General features: G+C 68.6%; 1 pseudogene. It reads right to left on the bottom strand.

The window, feature by feature from the left end:
• Positions 1–18: 18 nt before the first annotated feature.
• Positions 19–1129: pseudogene (locus tag IH44_RS42155) on the bottom strand (transposase).
• Positions 1130–1364: the final 235 nt, after the last annotated feature.

A 1364-nucleotide genomic window follows, 5' to 3' on the forward strand; every position in this document is an offset into this window, starting at 1 on the left:
CACCTCCTAATGTTGTTGTCAAGCAGCTGATGTGACGGGGAGTGCATGCTCGTAGTGCTTCCCGTCACGAATGAGGGCCCAGAGGACGTTGACGCGTCGTCGGGCCAGGGCGAGGACGGCCTGGGTGTGTCGTTTGCCTTCGGCTCGCTTGCGTTCGTAGAAGCGGCGGGACTCCTCGCAGCTGCGGATGCTGATGAGGGCGGAGGTGTAGAGGTGTAAAAAACGCGCTGCAGGCCTCGGTGATAGCGCCGGGGACGGTGCAGGTTGCCGCTGATGTTGCCGGAGTCGCGGGGCACCGGGGCGACTCCGGCGAAGCTGGCGTGGCGATCACTTCGGCGAGGTCGTGGTCGCGAAACCGGGCCGCAATGAGCTTGTCGATCTCGGCGATCTGCTCATTGAGGCCCATCACCTCCTTGGCCAGGGTGTGGATCACCTGCGCGGCGATCTTCTCCCCGGGAAGGCTGGTGTGCTGGCGCTCGGCCGCCTCCAGGGCGGCCCGGGCCAGGGTGTCGGCGCCGCGGACCTTGCGGTTGCGCAGCCAGGTCTCCAGCCGGCCGCGGCCAATCCGGCGCAGGGCGGCCGGGGTCTGGTAGCCGGTCAGCAGGACCAGCGGACCGACATTGCCCAGGTCCAGGACCCGCTCCAACGCCGGGAAGATGCCGGTGAGTTGGCCGCGCAGCCGGTTGATCCTGCGGGTGCGGTCGGCGGTCAGGTCGGAGCGCCGGTCGGTCAGGATCCGCAGTTCGACGGCGTGCTCGTCGTCGGGCCGGATGACGGCCAGGTCCCGGCGCATCCGGGCCTGGTCGGCGATGACGACGGCGTCCTTCGCGTCGGTCTTGCCCATGCCCCGGTAGCCGGCCGAGGCGCGGTTGACGGCCAGGCCGGGTATGTAGACCAGCTGCTGGCCGTGGTTGAGGAGCACGTTGACCAGCAGGGCTGCCATGCCGTCGGCGACATCGACCGCCCAGAGAACGTCCTCGTCCAGCGCCAGCACGTCGGCGAGCAGGTCCAGCAGTTCCGGCTCGTCGTTCAGGACCCGGCGCGAGAGCAGCTTCCTGCCCCCGGTATCCAGGACCACGCAGTGGTGGTGGGTCTTGCCGATGTCCGTGCCCGCCCAGATCTGGGCCACCTGCTCCTCCGGTCGTTCGATGCGCGCTGTTCGTCCGGACGACCTCGCCGGCGTGGTCCTACTCAGCGGTGCACCCGAGGGGCCCGCAGCTCCTAATCAGCGGTCGAGTCGTCGTGAGACGCCGGGCGGCCAGGTGATGGGAGCCATCGCGTGCAACCGCCTGAAAGCCATACCCGGCGCCTCTGGATCTCTGGACCTTACGACGGCCCGTCCAACCCACCAACAACGTAGGACC

The sequence above is a fragment of the Kitasatospora sp. NRRL B-11411 genome, assembly GCF_000721345.1.
Classification (GTDB): domain Bacteria; phylum Actinomycetota; class Actinomycetes; order Streptomycetales; family Streptomycetaceae; genus Kitasatospora; species Kitasatospora cineracea.